The organism is Chlamydophila parapsittaci, assembly GCF_006385615.1.
Taxonomy (GTDB): domain Bacteria; phylum Chlamydiota; class Chlamydiia; order Chlamydiales; family Chlamydiaceae; genus Chlamydia; species Chlamydia psittaci.
Genome location: NZ_CP041038.1, coordinates 581,998 through 599,223 on the forward strand (window position 1 = coordinate 581,998; position 17,226 = coordinate 599,223).

The following is a 17,226-nucleotide window of genomic DNA, read 5'->3' on the forward strand; positions in this document are numbered from 1 at the left end:
GTAGGGGTTGTTGGAATGTTACGACGTATGTTAGTCAGTGCTTTCCTGATTTTTGGGATGATCTCCCTCTATGCTAAAGACTTAGAAGTCTCTGTGCGTTCTGAGATATCTCGTTTACCCATACATATAGAGTTAAAGATCGGCTCTAACGATGCGCCACAACAAAAATACTTACGCTCATTGTGTACTACCTTCATTAATGATTTAGCTCTTGGTGATCGTCTTCAACCTTCTCTTGTTCAAACCGGGACTTCCTCAGCACCTTTTAATATAGCTATTGTTTCCCATTATCCAGAAATCACATTTACCTTATCCAGAGGGACTCAAAATTATCAACCCATGCACTCTCTGGTGCTTACAGAAGATAACGCTTCTAACCGTCAGAAAATACATGAAGCTGCTGATAAGATTCATTATGCCCTTACAAGTGTTCCTGGAATCAGCTCGGGGAAAATCATTTTTTCTCTAAGTAAAAATCCTAAAGATAGTGAATTAAAACAAGGCGAGCTTTGGTCTGTAGATTATGATGGAGGGAATTTGCGCCCCCTTACACAAGAAAACTCCTTATCTATTACTCCTAATTGGATGAATATAGGGAGCAAGAATCCCTACCTGTATGTTTCCTATAAATTTGGCATTCCGAAGATTTTCTTAGGTTCTTTAGAGAACACTACGGGGAAAAAGGTTCTGCATTTACAAGGGAATCAGTTTATGCCAGCTTTTTCTCCTAAGAAAAAGCTATTAGCTTTTATTTCGGATTCGTATGGAAATCCGGATTTATTTCTTCAGAGTTTTTCCCTATCAAAAGGCGCTATGGGGAAACCCCGTAGAGTCCTTAATGAAACTTTTGGAACACAAGGTAACCCTTCTTTTAGTCCTGATGGCTCTAAGTTAGTTTTGGTTTCCAATAAAGATGGTAGACCACGTTTATACATCCTTCAAATAGACCCAGAAATTCAATCTCCCCGATTATTAACCAAAAAATATAGAAATAGCAGTTGCCCTTCATGGTCTCCTGATGGTAAAAAAATAGCCTTTTGCTCTGTGATTAAGGGTGTTCGGCAGATTTGCCTATATGATCTGGCTACTGGGAAAGATTATCAACTAACAACAACCCCTGTAGACAAGGAAGGGCCTTCATGGGCCGTGGATAGTCAGCATCTTGTGTATAGTGCAGGGAACTCAGGAGAGTCAGAACTTTATTTATTAAGTCTGATTACCCAAAAAACTAAGAAAATTGTTATAGGATTAGGGGAAAAACGTTTTCCTTCTTGGGGAGGTTTCCCTGATAACCAATAAAGAGAATCTTATGAAAAAGAAATACCTAAGCGTTCTGAGTTGTTTACTACTTACTCTTTTCGCCCTACCTTCATGCTCTTATCCTTGTGGTGATTGGGATACTATTTGCGAAGATTGTCAACATCCTAGAAGAAGAAAACAAAATTTCGCTTTTGTTCCTCTCTACACCGATGAAGAGATGAATCAACACTTTGCGGATGCCTATGATTCCAAAGAAGAACAGTTATATAAAACAAGCAGTCAGTCCATGGCTTTCCGTAATATTACTTTCGCAACGGACAGCTACACGATCAAAGGTGAAGAAAACTTAGCTATTTTATCTAGTCTTGTTCGTCAAATGCAGAAATCTCCAAAAATGACACTGTACATAGAGGGTCATACTGATGAGCGCGGAGCTGCATCGTATAACCTAGCTTTGGGAGCTCGCCGCGCCAATGCTGTTAAGCAACACTTAATTAAACAGGGGATTTCAGCAGACCGGCTATTCACCGTATCTTATGGAAAAGAACAGCCGATAAACCTGGGTCATAATGAACTTGCTTGGCAACAAAATCGTCGTACAGAATTTAAAATCCATGCACGTTAGTTATAAACATTTTTTCTATTACGGATTCTGGTGCTGCTTAGGATTGACTTTGCCTACACACGCAGCGGGGAAACCTCCTGCCATACAAACTGTGCTGGCAGAGATAGAAGATGCTTCTGCAAAATTGTTATGCCACGAAGCAGAAATTCAAATGCTTACAGATCGCATAGATGAACAAGATAGCAAAATACAAAGACTTTCTTCTGCAAAACCGGAATCTCTCACAAAACAAATCCAACAATTAGAAATTGAGCACAAAACGCTAGCCAAAACCGTTGCGGTGCTGACAGCATCTGTAAAAGATATCCAATCTACCTTACACAACAAACTCCAAGAAATACAAAAAGATCACAAGACTCTTTCTCAAGATATCCGTCTCTTACGACGTTCTCTTCTTGCCCTGGTTGATGGAACTTCTCCCGAAGCATATACGGATCTTAGTGAAGAGATTCCTGCTCACATCCATGTTGTAAAACCTGGAGAAACCCTAGGTAAAATTGCTGCGAAATATAAAGTTCCCGTAGCAGAATTAAAAAAACTTAATAAATTGAATTCTGATATTATTTACGCCAATCAAAAGCTTTGTTTACCAGAGAATAAGAAATAAGCATCTGTTTTTGCATAACTAATATCTAATTCTCACTGTAGATAATAAACAAATTCTTTTGTAGGATCGGAAATAAAGTCCGATTTATCTATAATTCAATGAAATTGACGATTGCTTTATTTGGTGAAGCAGAAAAAGGAAGCTACGATACCGCCTATTTATGTCGTAGTACAGCAGAGCTTTATGACCACTTAGGCAACGGATCTGCAACAACCAAATCAGGAATAGCCTTAGCAATACAAGCACTAATGTACAACTATAACGTGCTCTACTTCCGAGTAAAAGAGGAAGGGTATTGTATAGACAGCTACTTTTTTGGACTTCACTTCTTAAATACCCAAACTACTCTAAAAAACATTATCGCTATGGGTCTTCCTGGTGTTGGTGATCAACACATCATAGAAGCCTCTAAATCTCTCTGCCGAAAATATAAAAGTTTTCTTTTATTTTTCGAGCAAGACCTCTACGATTTGTTAACCTTTAATAAGATTTTCTAGTCGATAGTTCCGAAATATTCTTTTAGACCTTCTTCATTAGGAGCCATAGCTTTCTGTCCTTGCTGCCAATTTGCAGGACATACTAACCCATGACTTTCAAAGAAAATCAAAGCATCTAACACCCGAAGCTCTTCATCTATAGAACGACCTAAAGGAAGGTCATTTACTACCATATGTCTGATGATACCTTCCTTATCAATCAAGAATGACCCACGGAAGGATAACCCTGACTGGGAGTCTAAAACACTATAAAGCTTAGAAAGCTCATGAGTAGTGTCGGAAATTAGAGGATAGGTGATACCTTTAACTCCACCAGCTTTTTTGTCAGTTTTTAACCAACGCTGGTGTGTGTCGAGATCATCAACAGAACAGCCAATAACTTGAGCTCCGCGATTTTCAAACTCTTCTAAAGAATCTTGAAAAGCATGTAACTCTGTAGGACAAACATAAGTAAAGTCTTTAGGATAAAAGAAAAGAATAACGTATTTACCACGATAATCTTTCAAAGAGATGTTTTTTACTTCGCCGTCAACGACTGCTTGTACAGAAAAATCTGGGGCAGCTTTCCCAATAAATAACGATCCCACTTTACCACCCTATTTTTTAAATTATGCTTCGCACCAGAGAGGACTTGAACCTCTGACCACCTGGTTCGTAGCCAGGTACTCTATCCACTGAGCTACTGGTGCACAGCTCTTTCGATGAAAAGTGTAGTCAAGTTCAGCCAAATGATCAAGTCTTTCTCCTCTATCTTTGAAAAAAGATCGCTCTAAACAAAAAAGATATTCTCATCAGGCGTTGTATAAAATTTATTTACCGCTAGAGATCATCCGGGAGAGAAGTTTCCGGAAATTGAGGATCTTGCAATTCCTTGGAAGAGTCCACGATAAAAAATGAACTAGTCAAAAGTAAGCAGGAAATAGAAATCGAATGCTTTAAAATATATTTAATCACTGTCAGAGGATCTAAAACCCCTGCTGAAATTAAATTTTCAAAGGTATCATGAACACAATTGTATCCAAAATAAGGATCGGCATGTTCTAAGACTGTCGCAACTACAGCGTCTGGAACTTTCCCGGAATTTCTTGCCAAGATCCTCAGAGGAGCTTCTGCTGATTGCAACATACACTTACAGCCAAACATCACCCCAGCCGGTAATTGCTCTGGGATTTTTACAACAGATGCGGCACGAGCTAACGCTGTTCCACCTCCAGGAAGGCATCCTTCTTTAAAAGCTGCTTTTGTTGCTTTTAAAGCACTTTCTAAACAGATTTTCTTTTCTCGATATTCGTTTTCTGTAGTTGCTCCTAAATGTATTTGAGCAAGCCCTCCAACAAATCTGGCTAAACGCTTTTCTAAATCTTCAGTATCCATTTCGGAACTACTATGAGCAATGGCTCGGCGTAAATAATCTATATGCTGTTCTCTTCTTTCCTGATTGCCTTTTCCTTCCGATAAAAGGGTTGTATTTTGTGTAATGACGATCTTCCCAACGGAACCAAGAATACTTGGGCTTCCTTCTTCCAAAGAAATTCCCAATAGATCCCCTACAACAGTTGCCCCTGTTAAAATGGCAATATCTTCAAGGATTTCCTTACGTTGATTACCGAAACCAGGAGCTTTTATAGCACATATGGGGAGCTCCCCCTTAAGCTTATTAACAATTAAAATAGAAAGAAGCTGAGGATCAAAATCTTCAGCAATGATAATTAAAGGATTTTTACTCGTCTGAAAAGTCTGATCTAAAAAATGAATAAATGCTTGATTTAAACAAGATAACGTCTGATTGCACAACAAGATGGAAGCATTTTCATAGACCACTTCCATAGTCTCTGGATGGGTGACAAAATACGGGGATAAATATCCAGCATTCAAACCCACATCAGTAGTTGCTTTTAGCGTCGTCTCTTTATTCGTTCCCTCTTTTATAGAGATAACACCTTCTATACCTACAGTTGCTATAGCATCAGATATAAGTCTTCCTATCAAAGGGTCGTTATTTGCAGATGTTGTCGCTATTTGTAATACATCTTCTTTTGGATCTGCTTCAATTACGAGCTTAGTAAGCTCCTTATCCAGCATCTCCCCAGCAAGATGAATTCCTTGTTTGATCTCTAAAGGGTCTAACCCGACAGCAACCCCTTTCAATCCTGACGAAAATAACGCATCTATCAATACAACTGCGGTAGTAGATCCATCTCCCACCTGGATTTCTGTTTGCAACGCGGCTTCTTTAGCAAGCTTCAAACCCGTATGTTCGAAAGCATCCGTCAAAGTCACTTCTTTAGCTATAGAAGCACCGTGTTTTGTGACATAAGGAGACACGCGATCTTTTTTGATAACAACACAAGACCCTTGTGGCCCTAAAGTTGCAATTACAGCTTTAGCTAAAGCACGCACCCCCCGATTTAACGCGCTAAGCCCTTCTAATCGATTCTTGAATATTTTAGACACGTTCTTTCTATGTCTCCCTAGATTCCAGGGATAAGGCGACCCTATAAGGTCGCTTATAGAAACAACAAAAATTCCTGTCAAACAGTGGAATCAAGAGAAAAAATTACTCTTCTTCACCATAATCAGCTATTAAGAAAGGCTTACGTGTACTTTGGAACTTTGTTCTCCCCTCAGTACACAACTTTTTTAACGGCCAAATAATATAGCGTTCTTTCTGGCAGATATGCAGAAATGTTTCTTCGCCTAAACAACGATATATAGAGTTTTTTCGCAAAGGAATTTTCTCTAAAGCGTTAAAGGCATTCTCCACTTGTTTAGGATAAAGAGTTTTCAAAGTTCCTAAAATTGTAATTTGCGTTTCCATAGGAAGAAACTCTCCAGGTTTATCTAATACAAGCAAAACACCTGAGCAAAGCTCCATTTTATATTTGCCAAAAAAAGGTTCGTAACAAAAAGGATAAAATGTGATTCCCGGCAAGCGCGCTTCATTTAGTTTTTTAGCAACAAGATTCCCATCCATCCAAGGAGCACCAATCAATCGAAAAGGAAGGGTATAGCCTATGCCAATACTGGATATAGACAAGGCTCCGATAATTCCTGTTGCTGCATAAAAAAATGCCGTTTGCGCATCAGGAATTTGTGGACTAGTAGGAATCCAATTTAATCCTGTCTGCGAAAATGTCATAGAGCGCTTCCATCCCTGCATAGGAACTACCGACACATCAGCATAGGGGGCGTATTTCGCTTTATAAAAAAGTGCTAATTCTCCAGGAGTCATTCCGTAACAATAGGGAATTTCAGGAGCATACTCCGATTGAGATATCGGCATAGGGCCATCTATTATCTTACCGCCCATAGGATTCGGGCGATCTAAAATGATGAGGTGTTTTTTGTACTTTTGTGCTGCACGCACCAGATGAAGCAAGGAAGTGATGAAAGTATACGAACGCACTCCTATATCCTGCACATCATATATTAAAACATCACTCCCCTGTACAGCATGCTCAGGAACCTCTTTAACACCATATAATGAAACTATGTGTAATCCCTGAACCTTCGGAGCTGTTCCAGGAGTTTCTGCCGGTGCAGTTCCATAATATCCATGTTCTAAAGTACAGAGAACATTCAAAGAACATAGATCACGATGTTCTAGAAAAGCAGAGAGGGAATCTTTCCCCTCATGGTTAATAGCAGCATTGTGAGATATTAATGTTATTTTCTTATCACGAATCCAAGAAAGATACGGCTCATCGTTAAAAATACGATCTAGTCCCACTGACACTTGAGGGAACCCTAAGCAAGGAAATAAACATAATAAAATTAAAAATGAGCGTATGAGTCTCATAAAACCTATCTGATTATAAAAATAACATTTTGATAGTTTGCATGTTGGTTAAGTACTGCTAGCAAAAAAGATAACTTTATGCAACCTTGCTAATAGTTGTGTAGGTGCGCCTATTTCGATTATTTTGTAATATAATCGCGAAAGGCACTACAATCGACAAAATTACTAATGTAATTCTACACGAGACAGAAACTGTTAGTTATTTGCTCTTTCCCTTTTGCTAAGGAGAAACCCATGAAGATAGTGATTGCTAGCTCCCACGGTTATAAAATACGAGAAACCAAGACTTTTTTAAAACAATTAGGAAGCTTTGACATTTTCTCATTAACGGATTTCCCTAACTACCGCTCTCCTAAAGAAGTAGGTTGTCTTCCCGAAGAAAACGCTCTAGCAAAAGGTCTCCACGCAGCAAGAGAACTGAACTCTTGGGTAATCGCGGATGACACTATGCTTATGGTCCCTGCATTAAATGGGCTTCCTGGCAAGCTATCAGCGACTTTTGCCGGAGAAGATGCTTGTGATAAAGACCACAGAAAAAAACTTCTGCAAGAAATGCAATCTTTAGAAAGCATCGTAGATCGTTCTGCTTATTTTGAATGTTGCATTGTGCTTGCTTCGCCTGAAGGAAAATTCTTTAAGACTCGTGGGATTTGTGAAGGCTATATTAGCCATCAAGAAAAAGGCTCTTCGGGTTTTGGTTATGACTCTTTATTTTTAAAATATGACTACAAACAGACGTTCGCTGAACTTTCCGAAGATATAAAAAATCAAGTCTCTCACAGAGCTAAAGCTTTACAAAAGCTCGCTCCTTATTTACAAGACCTGTTAGAGAAACAGCTAGTCTCTAGGAATTAACATTTCCAATGAATGTTCTAAGCAGCCGCGGATTTCTCGCATCTCTGCAAGTATAGCTTCTGCTCTTAAAAAATCTGCTTCTAAACTTGCCGCTGCTGGCATGCCTTCTTTTCCTTGAAGTTTCTGTGTAGCTACAGGCATTTCTAAACTCACTGTAGATTTCGCTGTAAGTCGGTGGGTCTTGTTAAAAGAAACCGTTTGAATACCTTCATTCATGGGAGCTTCCAATTAATCATGGGCTTATTCAGCTTTTTAAGCAGGTAGTTAATTTTTGAAAAGTGCGAACAACCAAAAAAGCCACGATGTGCCGATAAAGGGGAGGGATGCGCAGATGCTAAAATTGCATGTTTATGTGTGGAACGAAACAGCAAATCACATTTCTTCCTTGCAGCATTCCCCCATAAAACAAAAATAACATGAGATCGGTTTTCTATGAGTTTGGTAACAATTGCATCAGTAAACTGTTCCCATCCCCGACCCGCATGGGAAAAAGGAGAGCCGGCACGCACAGTCAATATAGTATTTAACAATAAGATCCCTTGATTCGCCCAGGCCTGTAAACATCCCGTGGTATTTTGTACTCCCAAGTCTGTGTGTAATTCTTTAAAGATATTCACAAGAGAAGGAGGCAAGCGCACACCTTGAGGAACACTAAAACTTAATCCGTGTGCTTGTCCTTCTCCAGGATAAGGATCTTGACCAAGAATAACAACACGCACAGAATCAAAAGGTGTGCTTTTTAATGCAGTAAAGATATTGTCTTTTGCAGGGTAGATGGTTTTCTGCGAATACTCGGACTGTAAAAATTCCCTAAGCTTATACATGTAGGGTTGAGACCATTCATTTTCAAGCTGCTCTTGCCAAGACAAAGGAAGCTGGTCTATAGTAAAGGCATTCTGCATAAACCGCCTACTTTTATTATTTGAAAATAAAAATATATTAACCTTCTTAGATTATTTTAGCTTCAGGGATCCTGATTTTTTTTCAGTCAGAAGCTATTAAATTAGGATACCACTATGCTTACTTCAGAATTAAACGAAGCACAAGTCGCAGCAGTAACTTCACCACTAAGTCCGATTTTAGTTCTCGCTGGAGCCGGAGCAGGAAAAACTCGTGTGGTAACTTGCCGCATCCTTCATCTCATTAACGAAGGTATCGCCCCTAAAGAGATCCTTGCAGTAACTTTTACTAATAAAGCAGCGAAAGAACTTAAAGAACGTATTTTACATTTATGCCCTCAAGCTCATGGTTCTGACATTCCTATGGTATGTACATTCCACAGCTTAGGGGTATTTATTTTACGCAGGTCTATACAAGCACTAAATAGAGAAAATAATTTTATTATCTATGATCAAAGCGATACTGACAAACTGCTCAAACAATGTTTACAGAAATTTAATTTAAAGAAAACTCTAAGCAGTTCCATACAATATCATATCTCACAAGCAAAAAACCGTTTGCTTTCCCCTGAGGACCTGGATCCCGAAGAATATATAGATCCCGTGGTTTCTATTTATAAAGAATATCAGCAACGTTTACATGAAGCCAATGCTTTAGATTTTGATGATTTGTTATTTCTTACAGTACGACTATTTCAGGAGTTTCCTGAGGTCAGAAAAGAATACAGTGAATTATGGAAGGCTCTTTTAATTGACGAGTATCAAGATACGAACCACGCACAATATAAAATAGCTCAGACAATAGCTGGGAAACATCAAAATATATTTGCAGTGGGAGATCCCGACCAATCGATTTACTCTTGGCGCGGGGCAAATATTCATAATATTTTAAACTTTGAAAAAGATTATCCTCGAGCCCTTGTTCTTCGCTTAGAAGATAACTACCGGAGTTACGGAAATATTCTTAATGCTGCCAATGCTCTAATTCAAAACAACGCTTCACGATTGAAGAAAGACCTACGCAGCGTAAAAGGCCCTGGAGAAAAAATCCGTGTATTCTTAGGGAAAACAGATAAAGAAGAAGCCGAATTTGTAGCTGATGAAATCAGCCGTCTGCATAGAAGATCTCAGATTCCCCTTAGCGATATCTGCATTTTTTATAGGACAAACTTCCAATCTAGAACTTTCGAAGACGCTTTATTACGTAGACGTATTCCCTATGAAATTCTTGGCGGTCTTTCATTTTACAAACGCAAAGAAATTCAAGATATCTTGGCTTTTTTAAGAATGTTCACTGCGAAATCCGACGTTGTTGCTTTTGATAGGACAGTCAATCTTCCTAAAAGAGGGCTAGGTCCTTCTACGATTTCCTCTTTAATTGAGTATGCTCTCACAAATAATTTGCCGATTTTAGAAGCATGTAACAACGTTTTAAAAACTCAAGATGTGAAACTCTCTAAGAAACAACAAGAAGGTTTGAGGGAGTATCTCAGTATTTTCCAACAACTCGAACATGCTTATGCAACCCTTCCTCTTAATGAGTTTGTTGTCGCTACAATACGCATCACTGGATATTTCCAAGTATTAAAGGAAGATCCTGATACTTTTGAAGATCGGAAAAGCAATCTTGACGAACTCGCTTCAAAAACTTTTGAGTGGGAACAGCAAAATACAGATGGAACCTTAGAAAATTTCCTAGATGATCTTGCTTTAAAAAGTTCTACTGATGACACGGAACTCGTTGCAGATCGTGTAAATCTCATGACAATTCACAATGGTAAGGGTTTAGAATTCCGCATAGCTTTTGTTGTAGGATTGGAAGAGAACCTCTTCCCTCATGCAAACTCTAAAGGTAGTTATGAAAATCTTGAAGAAGAACGACGTCTATGTTACGTAGGAATCACTAGAGCCCAAGATCTCCTTTACTTAACAGCAGCACAAACTCGTTTTCTTTGGGGCACAGTGCGTGTCATGAAACCGAGTCGTTTTCTTAAGGAAATCCCTAGAGATTACTTGATTCAAGTACATTAGGTATGTTTCAGCACCATCAAAAGCTTTCTCTTAACTACCTTCCCTCGCTGCGTATGCAGCAGGGATTGCAAATGTTACAATCTCCGATTACAGAACTCTCCTCCTATATACTTCAACAAATCATTCATAACCCATTTTTCGATATCTCTTCTCTAGAAGAGGAAGAATGGTCCACATGTTCTTCATTCCCTTCCGTGGATGCTTCCTATTCTCGTCCTGAATCTTTATTTTCCCATCTTCTCACACAGGTGCAACAAACTTTTGATCGTCCTGAAGATCTGCTTATTGCTCAACACATTATAGGAAATCTCTCAGATCAAGGTTTGTTTCTTTCTTCTCCTGAAGAACTCTCGCTACAACTTGAAGTGTCTCTAGAGGCCGTGAATAAAGTATGGAAAACGATTCAATATTTCCATCCTCTAGGTATTGCTTCTCCATCTCTACAAGATTATTGGCTTCTCCATTTAGAAGGCTCCCCACACACCCTTGCTTACAAGATTATCAAAGAGCACTACTCTCTTTTGATTAACTGTGACTTCCTCCGTATAGCAAAGAAATGTCACTGCTCCCCTGCAGACTTAAGACATGCTCTTAAAAATGCATTAACCACAATCCCGTGGTGCCCTGCCAAAGGATATGCGTCCTCCTCCAATATACAACCCGCGCTTCCTGACGTCTATGTCGCTAAAAAAGATCGGGTTTGGGAGATTCAAATCAGTTCCAAAGGACTACCTCCTATAAAACTGAATAGCGAAGTATTTCACATTTATGAACAGTTACCTAGAGAGGAAAAAAAGACCCTCACACAGCAAATTCTTTCTGCTAAATGGCTGATTAAAAACTTAAGAAAACGAGAACAAACATTGTTTTCGATTGTTGAGAAAATCCTTCCTCATCAAGAAAACTTTCTCTTGGGCAAAACATCCTGCCCTAAGCCGTTGTCTGTAAAAAATCTATCGGAAGAATTGCCCTATCATGAATCTACGATATTTCGTGCTATAGAAAATAAAACCTTGGCAGGCCCTATAGGTATCATACCTCTGAAACACCTCTTCCCTCGTCCTGTAAGTACTAGTGATTCTCAATCCAAAGAAACTATATTACAATGGATTCATCAATGGGTAACCTCTGAAACAACACCTTTGTCTGACGCTGATATTAGCAAACGTATCTCACAACAGGGCATCCAATGTGCCCGTCGTACGGTAGCTAAATACCGAACACAATTAAAAATTCTCCCTGCGCATAAAAGAAAAGTACATTCACAAATGTAAAGCGGTTTTACATTTTAGCAATTAGGTAAAGTACGCTACATAGATTTGCTGCCAGCGAACGCTTTCTAATTTCTGTTCTCTAGCGTATTTTTCAAGAACCGGAATAGGTTGTGTTGCAAACATACGAATCTCAGCATCTGTAAGTCTTAGCATTACCCATAAAGGAGGAATCCCCAGCATTTTGCGGATTTTCTTCATAGCACGACGAAAATAGCTCTGTACAATCAATAATCTTGTTCCGAAATACACAGGTGTAGAAAGAATACAGGCAAGACCTGCTAAAGGAGACCATAAAGCTAACCCTAACCCAGAAAGAACAAAGAAAAATAAGCAATAGCTCTCTCCTGGGGAACGAAATAACGGTCCTAAAAAGCGTCTCCAAACTTTTGGCGAGGTTTGATAAGCTAAAACCTCTTCAAACATAGGTTCATAAAACTTCATACGTGCTGCATGTACGGCTTCATGAGAAAGAATTTCTTCTTTAGAATACATATAAAACCAACGTGCAGCTTTACGTAGATGTTTGCGCAGCTGTATGGTGACATGGTTATTGGTTATCCATGTGCACCCAGCCTCCCAAACATCCATTCCTTCATTAGAATATATGACTTCTAAATGTGTAGGATTAATATCAAAAATCTCTTGTAATCTCGGAGGGAATGCTGTGGGATAATCAGGAGCGTTATCAATAATATCTTGAGCGCGATATAAAAAAGGCAGTTTTAATTCTTCAGGCCCAGCGAGTATTCCTTGTTTGTTCAAATCCAGGAGGTCATCTTCCAAAGTTTTTGGAGGAATTAAAAACTCAAACTTTTCCACGTTTTAGTTCCATATTTCTAAGATACTCATGCTATCAGAATTTCTTCTTATCCGTTGTTAAAATCAAAAACTTTAACAAATCAACAGTAAGCATTTTTTGAGTAAATATTCTCATTAGATGTAATGATTTGCTTCTTATCATCTCATCTTTCAAAAACAAGAATTATTCTTATTAAAGTTTTCGTATAGAGCTACATTTCTTAAGTACTACATTATTCCCTTGAAAAGAATCTACTTCATACTGAATAACGATTAGGACATGCCAGGCCCTCTGGTTTAATCTCTATTGAAGAATTTGAGTTTTGCGGTTTTTATATGTTTATATGAAGATCAAGCTTTACAAATCATAGAAATTATAGAGACATGAAAGTCTCTATAGTCAGCGATTTTTTCTTCTAAGAGAAAAAATAAAATTACCTATTTATAACCCTTCTTTATTTTGAAGATTTCCTCTTCATATAAGCAGGTTATTGTCAAAGTTTCTAGTTTGTCCGTTATTTAAAGTGAGCTGAAATACGTATCAGTAGTGAAAGCTTGCATTAAATAATCGTTGCTTGCATGAGGATTTTTTTTAGATAGGGAATAAAAACAATAAAAAAGGAGAGGCGGTTTTACTCCAAGTAAAATGCGGAGTTCGCCATTTAATATAAATGAAAAAATCCTTAATCGTAGTGGAATCTCCCGCTAAAATTAAAACCTTGCAAAAACTCTTAGGGAAAGGTTTTATTTTTGCTTCCTCACTAGGACATGTTGTTGACCTTCCCGCCAAGGAATTTGGTATCGATATCGAACATGATTTCGAACCTGACTATCAAGTTCTTCCTGATAAACAAGAAGTTATCAGTCAAATTTGTAAATTAGCCTCCAGTTGTGATATTGTCTATCTCTCTCCTGACCCGGACCGAGAAGGAGAAGCGATTGCCTGGCATATTGCAAATCAGCTTCCTGAAAATACGCATATCCAAAGGATATCCTTCAATGCAATTACCAAAGGTGCTGTTAATGAAGCTCTAAAGCATCCTCGAGAAATCGATATGGCTTTAGTAAATGCTCAACAAGCTCGTCGCCTGTTAGATCGTATCGTTGGTTATAAAATTTCTCCTATTTTAAGTCGTAAGCTACAACAAAGATCGGGTATATCTGCAGGACGCGTGCAATCCGTAGCACTCAAGCTTGTCGTTGATCGTGAAAAAGCTATCGAAGCCTTTGTACCTACCGAATATTGGAATGTGCGTGTTTTCCTCCAAGACCCTAAAACATCTAAGACATTCTGGGCCCACCTATATTCTGCTGACGGGAAAAAGTGGGAAAAAGAACTCCCTAAGGGGAAAACCGAAGATGAAATTTTATTAATTAACTCTGAAACTCAAGCTCAACATTATGTTGATCTGTTAGAAGACGCTTCCTATAGAGTGACTCGCGTAGAAGCGAAAGAAAAACGACGTAATGCCGCGCCACCATTTATTACATCCACCTTGCAACAAGAAGCAAGTCGTCATTTCAGATTTTCTTCTTCTAAAACGATGTCAGTAGCTCAGACATTATATGAAGGTGTCGAGTTAGATAACGAAGATGCTACAGGATTAATTACTTATATGCGTACAGATTCTGTACGTATTGATCCTGAGGCATTAAATAACGTCAGAGATTATATACACAACACATTTGGGCAAGAATACCTTCCGAAGTCTCCTAATGTCTACACGACAAAAAAGATGACTCAAGACGCCCATGAAGCTATTCGCCCTACAGACATCCATTTATCTCCCGATAAGCTTGAAGGGAAACTCTCCGATGATCAACTCAAGCTTTATTCTCTTATTTGGAAACGTTTTGTTGCTTCCCAGATGAATCCTGCGATTTATGATACATTAGCAATGACGATTTCAACGAATGTAAAAATAGATTTGCGTGCTTCTGGATCATTATTGAAATTTAAAGGTTTTCTCGCGGTATACGAAGAAAAGCTGGATGATGATACAACCGAAGAAGAAAATCTATCGCTTCCTCAACTACACGCCCAGGACGTTTTAGATAAGGAAAAGGTTTCAGCAGAACAAGCTTTTACAAAACCCCTACCGAGGTTTACAGAAGCTTCTTTAGTAAAAGAGTTAGAAAAATCCGGCATTGGCCGCCCCTCTACATACGCAACGATTATGAATAAAATTCAAAGTCGTGAGTATACTATTAAGGAAAATCAGCGGTTACGCCCTACAGAACTCGGGAAAATTATCTCGCAATTTCTTGAGACCAACTTTCCTCGGATTATGGACATAGGTTTTACAGCTCTTATGGAAGATGAGCTAGAGCTTATTGCTGATAATAAAAAGTCTTGGAAATTACTTCTTAAAGAATTTTGGGACCAATTTCTTCCTGTAGTCACTACTGCAGAAAAAGAAGCTGTTATCCCTCGCGTGATAACCGATATCGAATGTTCCGCATGTCACAAAGGAAAACTTGTTAAAATCTGGGCAAAAAATCGTTATTTTTACGGATGTTCAGAATACCCTGAGTGTGATTTTAAAACTTCTGAAGAAGAACTTGCTTTCAACAAAGACGATTATGCTGTTGATACACCTTGGAATAGCCCCTGCCCTGTTTGCGGTGGGGAGATGAAAGTCCGCCACGGACGTTTTGGAACATTTTTAGGATGCTTCAACTATCCTCAATGCCGTGGAACGATTTCCATTCATAAGAAAGGTGAGGAAGTAGAACAAGAAGAAGCTATTCCTTGTCCTGCCATTGGTTGCTCAGGGAAAATTTTAAAGAAACGTTCTCGTTACAATAAAACATTCTATTCTTGCTCAGAATATCCTGACTGCAGTGTGATAGGCAACACTATAGATGCTGTTATTACAAAGTACACAGGAACTGCAAAAACACCCTACGAAAAGAAAACCACAGGGAAGAAAAAAGCCACTACAAAATCCAGCAGCAAAACGACTAAAACAACTGCTAAAAAAAAGAAAAGCGAAGGAAAGACTCCAAAAACCCCTAAAGCAGGAGCTTTACTTACACCATCTCCTCAACTAGCTCTGATGATTGGCCCGGAACCTGTAGGACGTGGAGAAGCCACAAAGAAAGTCTGGCAATACATCAAGGACCATAATCTACAATCCCCTGAGAATAAAAAGATGTTGCTGCCCGACGAGAAGTTTGAAGCAATTATTGGCCCGGAACCTGTAGATATGTTCCAATTGCCAAAACTACTCAATCAGCATTTATTCAAATCTGATTAATCCTCGTGCTCATCATCAGCTTCTTCATAGTTATCAATCAGCTGATAAACTTCTTGCACTGATGTAGCTTTAGATAAAGCTGAGCGAAGGAAACGCACTTTAGAAGCGGATATTAAATAGTGGCCACAAAGTTTCCGCGTTTCAGAAAGAAACTTTGCTTCACTTTGATAGTATTCCTCGACCCACTGCAAATGCTGAATAAAAGCCTGTTTTCTCTTAGAAAAAGGCACTTTTTGATATGTTCCGCTCGCAAGATAACTTTCTATTTGTCTTACTATCCAAGGAGCTCCCATAGTACCGCGGGCAACAAGTACACCATCGCACTGCGTAGAGTCCATCATCAGCTTAGCTGCTTCTGGAGAAAAAATATCCCCATTCCCAAATACAGGCAAATCCTTACCGGCGGCAGCTTTCGCTCGCGCTATGTATTCAAGATTACTAGGGCCAACATAACCTTGAGCTCGTGTTCTTCCGTGCACAAAAACAGCGCTTGCGCCAGCATCTCTTATAATACGTACTGTTTCTTCAACATTAATATTGTTGCAGTCCCACCCGGAACGTATTTTTACAGTAACAGGAATAGAGACCGCCTCTATGATCTTCTCCAAAATTTTCCCAATAAGTTCTGGAGATTTTAACAATCCTGACCCACTGCCATCTTTTGTGATCCTGTCTGTAGGACAACCACAATTTAAGTCGATTAAATCAAAGCCTAGACCTTCCAAAACCTTGGCAGCTTCTCCCGCCATTTCAGGCTTACTACCACAAAGTTGTCCCCCAATGGGGCGCATAGATTCAGAGTACTCTAAAAGCTTGAGAGTGCGTGAAGGAGAGTAGTGTAAACCCTCAACCTTAACCATCTCACAAAACATTAGCGCGGGAGGACCGTAAAATGATGACATTTTCCGGTAAGGATAATCTGAAAAACCTGCGAGAGGCGCGTAAACTACAGGAGATTTTAATAAAATATTTCCTATACGTATTGAAGAAGCCATGGAGACTGAAAAATATTAAGAATAACAAACCTTAGGGTTCGTAACACAATAAAAGGAACAGCCTCTAAGCAGAGTAGAGCAATTAAAGGGCTAATATCAATAAAGCCAATCCGCGGAATAAATCTTCTAAATAAAGCTAGATAAGGCTCTACAAATTTATATACGTATTGATACCATTTTGCATTGTGGCATTCAGGAACCCAAGAGGCAAGAATATACACTAAGATTAAAAAACTATAAACATTAATAGCTGCTTTCAAAAAATAAGATAACATTCCTTTCCCCTTTATAAACAATTAATATGTGTTTTTCTTGAAAAACAGCCA

General features: G+C 38.8%; 16 protein-coding genes and 1 tRNA gene. 8 read left to right on the forward strand and 9 right to left on the reverse strand.

Going from position 1 to position 17,226, the window contains the following annotated elements; translation table 11 throughout:
- Nucleotides 1-15 precede the first annotated feature (15 nt).
- The 4 genes from tolB (at nt 16) to FI836_RS02510 (ending at nt 2,989) form a co-directional block, all read left to right on the forward strand.
- Nucleotides 16-1,299 carry a Tol-Pal system protein TolB gene (tolB, locus tag FI836_RS02495; protein ID WP_014944074.1) on the forward strand — a complete coding sequence of 428 codons (1,284 nt, stop codon included), beginning with the start codon at nt 16-18 and terminating at the stop codon, nt 1,297-1,299.
- A 10-nt stretch (nt 1,300-1,309) separates the two neighbouring features.
- Complete coding sequence (locus FI836_RS02500; RefSeq protein ID WP_006343637.1) at nt 1,310-1,885, forward strand: OmpA family protein; 576 nt, start codon at nt 1,310-1,312, stop codon at nt 1,883-1,885.
- A complete protein-coding gene (locus tag FI836_RS02505) occupies nt 1,875-2,492 on the forward strand; it encodes a LysM peptidoglycan-binding domain-containing protein (protein ID WP_032742175.1) in 618 nt (205 codons plus the stop codon). The genes FI836_RS02500 and FI836_RS02505 overlap by 11 nt, the downstream gene beginning before the upstream one ends.
- Before the next feature lie 98 nt (nt 2,493-2,590).
- Nucleotides 2,591-2,989, forward strand: coding sequence for a hypothetical protein (locus tag FI836_RS02510; protein WP_006343639.1), 399 nt, complete (start codon nt 2,591-2,593; stop codon nt 2,987-2,989).
- Here FI836_RS02510 and FI836_RS02515 read toward each other — a convergent pair.
- The 4 genes from FI836_RS02515 to FI836_RS02530 form a co-directional block, all read right to left on the reverse strand.
- A complete protein-coding gene (locus tag FI836_RS02515) occupies nt 2,986-3,576 on the reverse strand; it encodes a peroxiredoxin (RefSeq protein WP_006343640.1) in 591 nt (196 codons plus the stop codon). The two genes, FI836_RS02510 and FI836_RS02515, sit on opposite strands and share 4 nt — an antisense overlap.
- 29 nt (nt 3,577-3,605) lie before the next feature.
- Nucleotides 3,606-3,678 (reverse strand) — tRNA-Arg (locus FI836_RS02520).
- Nucleotides 3,679-3,808: 130 nt separating this feature from the next.
- A complete protein-coding gene (locus FI836_RS02525; RefSeq protein WP_014944631.1) occupies nt 3,809-5,443 on the reverse strand; it encodes a molecular chaperone GroEL in 1,635 nt (544 codons plus the stop codon).
- Nucleotides 5,444-5,546: 103 nt separating this feature from the next.
- A complete protein-coding gene (locus FI836_RS02530; protein ID WP_014944077.1) occupies nt 5,547-6,788 on the reverse strand; it encodes a DUF1343 domain-containing protein in 1,242 nt (413 codons plus the stop codon).
- A gap of 234 nt (nt 6,789-7,022) precedes the next feature.
- On the opposite strand from FI836_RS02530, the gene rdgB reads away from it, so the two are divergent.
- Nucleotides 7,023-7,643: an RdgB/HAM1 family non-canonical purine NTP pyrophosphatase gene (gene rdgB / locus FI836_RS02535; protein ID WP_006343643.1), complete on the forward strand. Its 621-nt coding sequence runs from the start codon at nt 7,023-7,025 to the stop codon at nt 7,641-7,643.
- Here the strand turns inward: rdgB and FI836_RS02540 are convergent.
- Nucleotides 7,626-7,859, reverse strand: coding sequence for a hypothetical protein (locus FI836_RS02540; RefSeq protein ID WP_006343644.1), 234 nt, complete (start codon nt 7,857-7,859; stop codon nt 7,626-7,628). The two genes, rdgB and FI836_RS02540, sit on opposite strands and share 18 nt — an antisense overlap.
- Nucleotides 7,856-8,545, reverse strand: a complete 690-nt coding sequence (gene ung / locus FI836_RS02545) for a uracil-DNA glycosylase (protein WP_014944078.1) — start codon at nt 8,543-8,545, stop codon at nt 7,856-7,858. The genes FI836_RS02540 and ung overlap by 4 nt, the downstream gene beginning before the upstream one ends.
- 114 nt (nt 8,546-8,659) lie before the next feature.
- Between ung and FI836_RS02550 the strand changes: the two genes are divergently transcribed.
- Together FI836_RS02550 and rpoN are read left to right on the forward strand one after the other, a co-directional pair.
- A complete protein-coding gene (locus tag FI836_RS02550) occupies nt 8,660-10,573 on the forward strand; it encodes an ATP-dependent helicase (RefSeq protein ID WP_006343646.1) in 1,914 nt (637 codons plus the stop codon).
- A 2-nt stretch (nt 10,574-10,575) separates the two neighbouring features.
- Nucleotides 10,576-11,847, forward strand: coding sequence for an RNA polymerase factor sigma-54 (gene rpoN, locus FI836_RS02555; protein ID WP_014944079.1), 1,272 nt, complete (start codon nt 10,576-10,578; stop codon nt 11,845-11,847).
- 21 nt (nt 11,848-11,868) lie between these two features.
- Here the strand turns inward: rpoN and FI836_RS02560 are convergent, their stop codons facing one another.
- A complete protein-coding gene (locus tag FI836_RS02560) occupies nt 11,869-12,666 on the reverse strand; it encodes a hypothetical protein (RefSeq protein ID WP_014944080.1) in 798 nt (265 codons plus the stop codon).
- Between the two features lie 650 nt (nt 12,667-13,316).
- Between FI836_RS02560 and topA the strand changes: the two genes are divergently transcribed.
- Nucleotides 13,317-15,905 (forward strand): type I DNA topoisomerase, encoded by a 2,589-nt coding sequence (gene topA, locus FI836_RS02565; RefSeq protein ID WP_006343649.1) that lies wholly within the window; start codon nt 13,317-13,319, stop codon nt 15,903-15,905.
- Here the strand turns inward: topA and dusB are convergent.
- Both dusB and FI836_RS02575 read right to left on the reverse strand, forming a co-directional pair.
- A complete protein-coding gene (dusB, locus tag FI836_RS02570; protein ID WP_006343650.1) occupies nt 15,902-16,900 on the reverse strand; it encodes a tRNA dihydrouridine synthase DusB in 999 nt (332 codons plus the stop codon). The two genes, topA and dusB, sit on opposite strands and share 4 nt — an antisense overlap.
- Nucleotides 16,879-17,175, reverse strand: a complete 297-nt coding sequence (locus FI836_RS02575; protein ID WP_013462761.1) for a YggT family protein — start codon at nt 17,173-17,175, stop codon at nt 16,879-16,881. Before FI836_RS02575 ends, dusB begins: the two co-directional genes overlap by 22 nt.
- Nucleotides 17,176-17,226 lie beyond the last annotated feature (51 nt).